Annotated in this window: 8 protein-coding genes; 2 read left to right on the forward strand and 6 right to left on the reverse strand. The window is 68.3% G+C overall.

What is annotated here, in order from left to right:
- Window positions 1–45 precede the first annotated feature (45 nt).
- Genes AC1DOC_RS09800 through AC1DOC_RS09815 form a run of 4 tightly spaced genes read right to left on the reverse strand, consistent with a single transcriptional unit; the run spans window position 46 to window position 5,776 of the window.
- On the reverse strand, window positions 46–1,188 hold the full coding sequence (locus AC1DOC_RS09800; RefSeq protein WP_062363259.1) for an acyl-CoA dehydrogenase family protein: 1,143 nt from the start codon (window positions 1,186–1,188) through the stop codon (window positions 46–48).
- 12 nt (window positions 1,189–1,200) lie between these two features.
- Window positions 1,201–2,409 carry an acyl-CoA dehydrogenase family protein gene (locus AC1DOC_RS09805; RefSeq protein ID WP_436299538.1) on the reverse strand — a complete coding sequence of 403 codons (1,209 nt, stop codon included), beginning with the start codon at window positions 2,407–2,409 and terminating at the stop codon, window positions 1,201–1,203.
- A 10-nt stretch (window positions 2,410–2,419) separates the two neighbouring features.
- On the reverse strand, window positions 2,420–3,610 hold the full coding sequence (locus AC1DOC_RS09810) for an acetyl-CoA C-acyltransferase (protein WP_062363254.1): 1,191 nt from the start codon (window positions 3,608–3,610) through the stop codon (window positions 2,420–2,422).
- 30 nt (window positions 3,611–3,640) lie between these two features.
- Complete coding sequence (locus tag AC1DOC_RS09815) at window positions 3,641–5,776, reverse strand: 3-hydroxyacyl-CoA dehydrogenase NAD-binding domain-containing protein (RefSeq protein WP_062363251.1); 2,136 nt, start codon at window positions 5,774–5,776, stop codon at window positions 3,641–3,643.
- A 154-nt stretch (window positions 5,777–5,930) separates the two neighbouring features.
- Here AC1DOC_RS09815 and AC1DOC_RS09820 point away from each other — a divergent pair, with 154 nt between their 5' ends.
- Together AC1DOC_RS09820 and AC1DOC_RS09825 are read left to right on the forward strand one after the other, a co-directional pair.
- Window positions 5,931–6,863: a LysR family transcriptional regulator gene (locus AC1DOC_RS09820; RefSeq protein WP_278874377.1), complete on the forward strand. Its 933-nt coding sequence runs from the start codon at window positions 5,931–5,933 to the stop codon at window positions 6,861–6,863.
- Between the two features lie 54 nt (window positions 6,864–6,917).
- Window positions 6,918–7,439: an ureidoglycolate lyase gene (locus AC1DOC_RS09825; protein WP_478079506.1), complete on the forward strand. Its 522-nt coding sequence runs from the start codon at window positions 6,918–6,920 to the stop codon at window positions 7,437–7,439.
- Here AC1DOC_RS09825 and AC1DOC_RS09830 read toward each other — a convergent pair whose 3' ends face one another.
- Both AC1DOC_RS09830 and AC1DOC_RS09835 read right to left on the reverse strand, forming a co-directional pair.
- The gene (locus tag AC1DOC_RS09830) at window positions 7,440–7,802 is read right to left on the reverse strand and encodes a TfoX/Sxy family protein (RefSeq protein WP_012746000.1); all 363 of its coding nucleotides are present in this window, start codon (window positions 7,800–7,802) and stop codon (window positions 7,440–7,442) included.
- Window positions 7,803–7,878: 76 nt separating this feature from the next.
- Window positions 7,879–8,291, reverse strand: a 413-nt coding sequence (locus tag AC1DOC_RS09835; RefSeq protein ID WP_478129728.1) for an amidase family protein, incomplete at its 5' end; no start/stop codon positions are given.

The following is an 8,291-nucleotide window of genomic DNA, read 5'->3' on the forward strand; positions in this document are numbered from 1 at the left end:
GGATTCGGACCGCGCCCTGCTGCGAMATCAAAACGGTCTTTTCGGTCATGCGGCCACCTCCTGGCCCAGCGCGATGTAGCGCTGCAGATGGTGGTCTTCGTCGCCGAGCTGGTGGTCGATCATCACGAGCCGCTTGGCGTAGTGCGGCAGCGGCAGCTCCCAGGTCATGCCGATGCCGCCGTGCATCTGGATGCTTTCTTCGGCCACCAGCGCGCCGATGCGGCCGACGCTGAACTTGGCGGCCGACAGCGCACGCTCGCGCGCCACGCGGTCGCTGCCGTCGATGGCGGCCGCGGCGTTGATCACGGCCGAGCGGGCCTGCTCGATCTCGAGCAGCAGGTCGGCCATGCGGTGCTGCAGCGCCTGGAAGCTGCCGATCAGCATGCCGAACTGCTTGCGCGTGCGCAGGTAATCGAGCGTCGCGGTCTTGGCGGCTTCCATCGCGCCGAGTGCCTCGGCGCACAGCGCGAGCACACCGCGGCCGATGGCGCGTTCCAGCGTCGCGTGGCCCTGGCCTTCGGTGCCCAGCAGCGCGTCGGCGCCGAGCTTCACGCCGTCGAGCGCGAGTTCGGCGACGCGGCCGCCGTCGATGGCGGGGCAGCCGCGCACCGAAAGGCCTGCGGTCTTTGCGGGCACCAGGAACAGCGAGATGCCGGCTTCATCGTCGACCTTGCCCGAGCTGCGGGCCGAAACCAGGAACAGGTCGGCCTGCTCGCCTTGCGGCACCACGGCCTTGGCGCCGTGGAGCACCCAGCCGTCGCCGCTGCGTTCGGCGCGGGTCGCCACGCGCGTGCGTTCGTAGTGCGTGTCGGCTTCGTCATGCGCAAAGGCTGCGACGGTCACGCCGTTGATGATGTCGCCAAGCGTTTGCTTCTGCGCATCGCTGCCGGCCGCGCTGAGCGCCTCGCCGACCATCACGGCGCCCAGCAGCGGCTCGACCACGAGCCCGCGGCCCAGCGCCTCGAAGACCACGGCAATGTCGAAGCCGCCGCCGCCGAAGCCGCCGTCGGCCTCGCTGAACAGCGCGCCGATCACGCCCAGTTCGGCGAAATTCTGGAAGATCTCCTTGCTGAAACCGTGCGCGGATTTTGCGATGCGGTCGCGCGCATCGAAGGCGTACTGCTCGGCGATGAAGCGGTTCAGGCTGTCGGCGAGCATGCGCCGGTCTTCGGTGTGTTCGAAGTTCACTGCATGTCTCCTTTAGAGGCCCAGGATCATCTTGGAGATGATGTTCTTCTGGATTTCGTTCGAGCCGCCGAAGATCGACAGCTTGCGGTTGTTGAAGTAGCGCGCGGCTGCGGCCGATGCGTAGGCGGGGCCGAAGGTCTCGCCGTCGAAGCCGTCGTGCAGCGCTTCCTCGACGAAGGGCCGGCCGTAAACGCCCATCGCGCGGCGCGCGAGCGACGAGATCTCCTGCCGGATCTCGGTGCCGCGGATCTTGAGCATCGAGCTTTCCGCGCCCGGCACGCCGCCACCCGCCACGGCAGCGATCACGCGCAGGTTGGTGGTCTTCATGTTCTCCAGATCGATCTCGACGCGCGCCATGCGTGCGGCAAACGCCGGGTCTTCGGCCAGCGGCTTGCCGTTCTTCGTCTGCGTGGCCGCAATGCCCTTGAGCTGCTCGAGCGCCGCCACCGAGAAGCCCACGCCCGCGATGTTGGTGCGCTCGTAGGTCAAAAGATACTTGGCGCAGGTCCAGCCCTTGTTCTCTTCGCCCACGAGGTTTTCGGCCGGCACGCGCACGTCGGAGAAGAACACTTCGTTGACTTCATGCTCGCCGTCGAGCGTGATGATCGGGCGCACTTCGACGCCGGGCGAGGTCATGTCGATCAGGAGGAAGCTGATGCCTTCCTGCTTCTTCGCCTCGCGGTTGGTGCGCACCAGGCAGAAGATCATGTTGGCGTGCTGGCCCAGCGTGGTCCAGGTCTTCTGGCCGTTCACGATGTAGTGGTCGCCCTGGGCGTCGATGCCGCGCACGGCTGAGGTCTTCACGGCCGCCAGGTCGGAGCCCGCGCCGGGTTCCGAGTAGCCCTGGCACCACCAGTCGGAGCCATCGAGGATGCGCGGGAGCCAGCGCTGCTTCTGCGCCTCGTTGCCGTACTTGATGAGCACCGGGCCGAGCATGTTCACGCCGAAGGGCACGATGCGCGGCGCGAAGGCCAGCGCGCATTCGTGTTCGAAGATGAATTTTTCCACCGCCGTCCAGCCCGGGCCGCCGTACTGCTCGGGCCAGTGGTTGGCGAGCCAGCCGCGCGCGTTGAGGATGGCGTGCCATTCCTCCATGTCGGCCTTGGCAAGGATCCTGCCGCCGCGTACTTTCTCGGACAGCCGCACCGGCAGCTTGTCGGCGAGGAAGGCGCGCACTTCCGCGCGGAAGGCTTCTTCTTCAGGGGTGAAGTTCAGGTCCATCGTGCGCTCCTCAATAGATTTCGAACAGGCCCGCCGCGCCCATGCCGCCGGCAATGCACATCGTGACCACCGCGTACTTCGCGCCGCGGCGCTTGCCTTCGATCAGCACGTGGCCCGTGAGGCGCGCGCCGGTCATGCCRAAGGGGTGGCCGATGGAGATCGCGCCACCGTTCACGTTGAGCAGTTCCGACGGAATGCCCAGCTTCTCCTGGCAGTAGATCGATTGCGAGGCGAAGGCTTCGTTGAGTTCCCAGAGGCCGATGTCCTCGACCTTGAGGCCATGGCGCGCGAGCAGCTTGGGCACCGCGAACACCGGGCCGATGCCCATCTCGTCGGGCTCGCAGCCGGCCACCGCAAGGCCGCGGAAGGCGCCGAGCGGCTTGAGGTTGGCACGCTCCGCGTCCTTCGCTTCCATCAGCACGCAGGCCGAGGCGCCGTCGGACAGCTGCGAGGCGTTGCCGGCCGTGATGAACTTGTCGTCGCCCATCACGGGCTTCAGCTTGGCGAGCGCCTCGTAGGTGGTGCCGCGGCGGTTGCAGTTGTCTTCGGTGGCGGTGACTTCGCGGTAGCTGACTTCCTTGGTCTCCTTGTCGGTCACGGCCATGGTGGTGGTGCAGGCGACGATCTCGTCCCTGTAGCGGCCGGCGAGCTGCGCTTCTTCAGTCTTGCGCTGGCTCTCGGCCGAGAAGCGGTCCTGCGCCTCGCGGCTGATGCCGTAGCGCTGGGCCACGATGTCGGCGGTCTCGATCATCGCCATGTAGAGCGCGGGCTTGTGCTCGACGATCCACGGGTCCAGGCTGAGGTCGCCACCGTCGCCGGGGCTACGTCCGCGGATCTGCGAGATGCTCTCGACGCCGCCCGCGATCATGGCCGGCGCGCCGTCCACCACGATGCGGCCCGCGGCCATCGCGATCGCCTGCAGGCCCGAGGCGCAGAAGCGGTTGACCGTGGTGCCGGCGATGCTGATCGGCAGCCCTGCGCGGATGATGCTCTGGCGCGCGATGTTGCGCCCGGTCGTGCCTTCGGGGTAGCCGCAGCCGAGGATCGCGTCCTCGATCAGCGCGGGATCCAGGCCCGAGCGCTCGACAGCGGCCTTGACCGCAAAGGCCGCGAGCGTGGGGCCCGGCGTGATGTTGAATTCGCCGCGGTGCGCCTTGGTGAGCGGGGTGCGGGCGGTGGAAACGATGACGGCTTCGCGCATGGGGGATGTCTCCTGGACGGCTGGCTCTGGTTACTCGGATTGGTTCAGGCTGGCGAAGTCGGCACCGCGCTCGACCAGCTCCACCAGCAGCGGCGAGGGCTTCCAGAAGATCGGGTCCTCTTTCGCGAATTCGCGGATGTCGGCCAGCACCTTCGGCAGGCCCACGGTGTCGGCGTACTTCATCGGGCCGCCGCGGTGCCGCGGAAAGCCGTAGCCGTAGAGGAAGGTCACGTCCACGTCGAGCGGGCGCAGCGCGATGCGCTGGAGCACGACGTTGGCGCCCTCGTTGATCATCGCGGCCATGTAGCGGCGCATGATTTCTTCCTCGGTGAAGGTGCGCGGCGTGATGCCTGCGCGCTCGCGCTCGGCGTCGATGATGGCCAGCACCTCGGGGTCGGGCTGGCCGGTGCGGGCGCCCTCGGGGTACAGGTAGTAGCCGCGCTGCGTCTTCTGGCCGAACCAGCCGCGCTCGCAGATGCGGTCGGCAATCTGCACGTAGCGCGCCTGCGGATCGCGCGTGGCGGCCTTGCGCTTGCGCGTGGCCCAGCCGATGTCGCCGCCCGCGAGGTCGGACACCTGGAACGGGCCCATCGGGTAGCCGAAGTTGCGCACGGCCTCGTCGATCTGGTAGGGCGACGCGCCGTCTTCCATCATGTGGTCGGCGGCCTGGCGATACACCGCGAGGATGCGGTTGCCGATGAAGCCGTCGCACACGCCGGCGCGCACTGGCACCTTCTTCAATTTCTTCGCAAGCTCGAAGCCGGTCGCGACCACGTCGGCGCTGACCTTGGCGGGCACCACGATCTCCAGCAGCTTCATGATGTTGGCCGGCGAGAAGAAGTGCAGGCCCACCACGTCCTGCGGACGCGAAATGCTCTCGGCGATCTCGTCGATGTCCAGGTAGGAGGTATTGGTGGCGAGCACCGCGCCACGCTTGCACACGCGGTCGAGCTCGGCGAACACGGCCTTCTTCACGCCCATGTCCTCGAACACCGCTTCGACCACGATGTCGACCTGCGCGAGCGCGTCATAAGACGTGGAACCCGAGAAGCGCGCCATCACGGCGGTCTTGGCCTCGGGCGTCATGCGGCCCTTCTTGATGAGGCCGTCGTACACCTTCTCGACATGCTGGCGGCCGCGCGCGAGGCTGGGCTCGTCGCGCTCGATCATGGTCACGGGCAGGCCCGCGTCGAGCATCGCCACCGCGATGCCTGCGCCCATGGTGCCGCCGCCGACGATGCCGGCCGACGCGAGCGCGCGCGGCGCGGCGGACCGGGTCTCGGGCGCCTTCAGCACTTCGCGCTCGGCGAAGAAGGCGTGGATCAGGCCGGCGCGCTGCGGGCTGTCGATGCACTGCAGGAACAGCTTGCGCTCCAGCGCCATGCCTTCGTCGAAGGGCAGCGTGAGCGCGGCCTCGACGGCTTCGATGATCTTCATCGGCGAGAACAGGCCGCGGCTCTTCTTCGCGGTGTCGGCGCGCGCGGCTTCGAGCGCGGCGCGGCTGGCTTCCTTGTCGGCCAGGCCGCCGGCCTCGCGCGTGCGGCGCACCGGCGCCTTGGCGGCCACCAGTTCCTGCGCATAGGCCAGGCCTTCAGCGCGCGCATCGGCCTCGTTGCCGAGCCGGTCCACGAGGCCGAGCGACAGCGCTTCCTTCGCGCCCGCGTGGCGGCCGCTGAGCATCAGTTCGAGTGCGGGCTTCACGCCGATCAGGCGCGGCGCGCGCTGCGTGCCGCCCGAGCCGGGCAAGAGGCCGAGCTGCACTTCGGGCAGGCCGAGCTTGGCCGACGGTGCGGCCAGGCGGTAGTGCGCCGACAGCGCCACTTCGAGCCCGCCGCCGAGCGCGGCGCCGTGGATGGCGGCAACCACCGGCTTGCTGCAGTTCTCGATAGCAAGGCACACCTCGGGCAGCGAGGGCGGCTGCGGCGTCTTGCCGAATTCGCGGATGTCGGCGCCCGCGATGAAGTTGCGGCCCGCGCCGACGAGAAGCACCGCGGCCGCGGCGCCGTCGGCCTCGGCCGCCTCGATGGCGGCCACGAGGCCGCGGCGCACATCCACGCCCAGGGCGTTGACGGGCGGGTTGTCGATGGTCACCACGAACACGTCGCCAAGACGCTCGAAGCTGACGGGACCGGAAGACGTGGAAGGGCTGGAGGGTGTGGTGGCCATGTGCTTGTCTTGTCTCTTGCGTGGCGAGCCCTGCTGCAAACGCGAGGGGCCCGAGGCTCTGGGGGTGAACCCCGCATTCTTGGCCGGTGCCGGTGCTTTGACAATTGCATAGACCATTGACAGACTGTCAAAGAATTTTTGACACAATCCGCTCATGGATCTCCAATCGCTGACCCTGCTGGTGGAAATCCTTGACGCCGGCAACCTGAGCGCGGCCGCGCGCCGGCTCAAGATGAGCCGCGCCAACGTCAGCTACCACCTGAACCAGCTGGAGCGCTCGGTCGGCGCCCAGCTGGTGCGCCGCACCACGCGCCGCGCCGAACCGACCGAGATCGGCCTGCGCCTGTACCAGCACGGCGTGGCGATCCAGGCCGAACTGCTGGCCGCGAAGGAATCGGTCACCACGCTGGGCCAGGGCCTGCAGGGCCGCGTGCGCCTGAGCGTGCCCAGCGGCTACGGCCAGCTGGTGATGGCCGGCTGGCTGATCGACTTCAAGCGGCAGTACCCCGGCATCGTGCTCGACGTGGTGTTCGAGAACCGCATCGAGGACCTGCTGCGCGACGAGGTCGACATCGCGATCCGCGTGATTCCAGAGCCGCCGCAGAACCTGGTGGCGCGCGAGATGGGGCCGGTGCGCTACGTGGCCTGCGCTTCAAGCGGCTATGCCGAGAAGCATCCGCTGCCGGTGCAGCTCGACGAACTGCAGGGCGCGCCGGTAGTGACGGCCGCCGTCATCGGCCGGCAGCTGCGCGTGTCGGCCTACCAGGGCCAGAATCTGGGAGAGGTGCGGCGCGAGGTGATCCTGGAGCCGACGCTGATCTCGGAGAACTTCTTGTTCCTGCGCCAGGCTATCCTCGCGGGCCTGGGCATCGGCCTGGTGCCCGACTACGTGGTGCAGGAGGACGTGCGCAAGGGCGACGTGGTGACCACGCTGGACGACTGGCGCCTCAGCATCTTCGGCACGCAGATGTTCATGCTCTACATGCCCAACCGGCAGCACACGCGGGCGATCCGCACCTTCATCGATTTCATCCTGGAGCGGGTGCGGGTGCCCGGCGCTGAATCGGTTGATCAGTCGCAGCGGTAGGAAGCGCACGCAGGCCCGGTGACCATCGGCATGTTTTCTGCTGTACTCCGCCGCATGAACGATGCAGCTTTCCTCGCCCCGATGCCGCTCGCGGTGCAACCGCTGACACCCCAGGCTTTCGCGCCCTACGGCACGGTGCTGGCCGTGCCCGCCGGCAAGAAGGGCCGCCCGATCAATGGCGGCAATGCCGAACGCTTCGACCTTGTCGGCGACCTGCAGCTCGGCGCGCAGGGCGGCCGGCCGATGCTCGCGCTGTTCCGTGCGCAGGCGCGGCGCTTTCCGCATGAAGTCACGGAGATGGAGCGCCACGCGCTCGGCAGCCAGACTTTCGTGCCCTTGGGAGAAAGGCGCTTCGTCATCGTCGTGGCGCCGGCCGGCGAGGCGCCCGCGCCCGCTGCGCTCGCTGCGTTCGTGACCGACGGGCTGCAGGGCGTGACACTCGCGCCCGGCACCTGGCACCACGCGCTGCTGGCGGTGGATGCGGGCGACTTCGTGGTGGTGGAGCGGGCCGCGGCGAGTGTCGATTGCGATACCTGCGCGCTGGCGGCGCGGGTGGTCGTCGATTGGCGCGACTAACTAGGCGCGCTTGCCGGCCGGCTTCTTTGTCTTCAGGCCTTGCGCCGCGAGAACGGCTTCCCTTGCCAAGGCCGCCAGCGCCTCATGGTCCTCGATGATCTCGATGGGAACCTCGAAATACTTGCGCACCTGGACCCGCCGCGCCTTCGTGTCATAGGCAAAGCAGGTGCTGCCCAGCTTCTCGTACCTGGGCCGGGTGTCCTTGTCCACGACGAAGTAGAGGCTGCCGCCCATGACCATCGCGAACTGCGTGGCGTGGGCCGAGAGGCCGGTGCCGCCGAAGAAGCGGTTGGTCGTGATGCCGTCGATTCCAGAGAGCCGGTCGACGATGAAATCCACGAATTGCGGCGAGGCCTGCGACATGTTGCTGTTCCTGCGCTCAATGCATGATGGAAGGCCGCAGTGTCGCCCAAGTCAGGGCCAGGGCGCGATGGCCGCGTCAGCCGCCGGCAATGCGCTCCGCCAACCCGATCAACGACCGGTCCGACCCCGCCGGCCCGAGCAGCGAAATGCCGAGCGGCGCACCATGGCGCTGCGCGAGCGGCATCGACAATTGCGGAAAGCCGGCAAGGCCCGCAATGCACAGCATCCGGATCGCGCGGTTGCGGTAGTCCTCCAGGCCGGCCTCGCCTTCGCTGCGCAGCGGCGCGATGTCGGGCATGGTCGGCATCAGCAGCACGCTGTCGCTGCCGAGCAGTTTGGCCAGGTGGCTGCGGAAAGCGATGCGGAAGGCGCGGCCCGCGACGATCTGCGCATCGGTCACGCCGCGCGACCAGGCAAAGCGCTCGGCCACGCCCGGGCCCAGCGGCGGCGCGTAGCGCTCGATCAGCGGGCCATCGGTGAGCCAGGCCT

It is taken from the genome of Variovorax sp. 01T439_2 (assembly GCF_056398445.1).

Coding starts and splice junctions, on each gene's coding strand:
- AC1DOC_RS09805 (WP_436299538.1), bottom strand. CDS start 2,409: ATGGACCTGAACTTCACCCCTGAAGAAGAAGCCTTCCGCGCGGAAGTG.
- AC1DOC_RS09820 (WP_278874377.1), top strand. CDS start 5,931: ATGGATCTCCAATCGCTGACCCTGCTGGTGGAAATCCTTGACGCCGGC.
- AC1DOC_RS09825 (WP_478079506.1), top strand. CDS start 6,918: ATGAACGATGCAGCTTTCCTCGCCCCGATGCCGCTCGCGGTGCAACCG.
- AC1DOC_RS09815 (WP_062363251.1), bottom strand. CDS start 5,776: ATGGCCACCACACCCTCCAGCCCTTCCACGTCTTCCGGTCCCGTCAGC.
- AC1DOC_RS09830 (WP_012746000.1), bottom strand. CDS start 7,802: ATGTCGCAGGCCTCGCCGCAATTCGTGGATTTCATCGTCGACCGGCTC.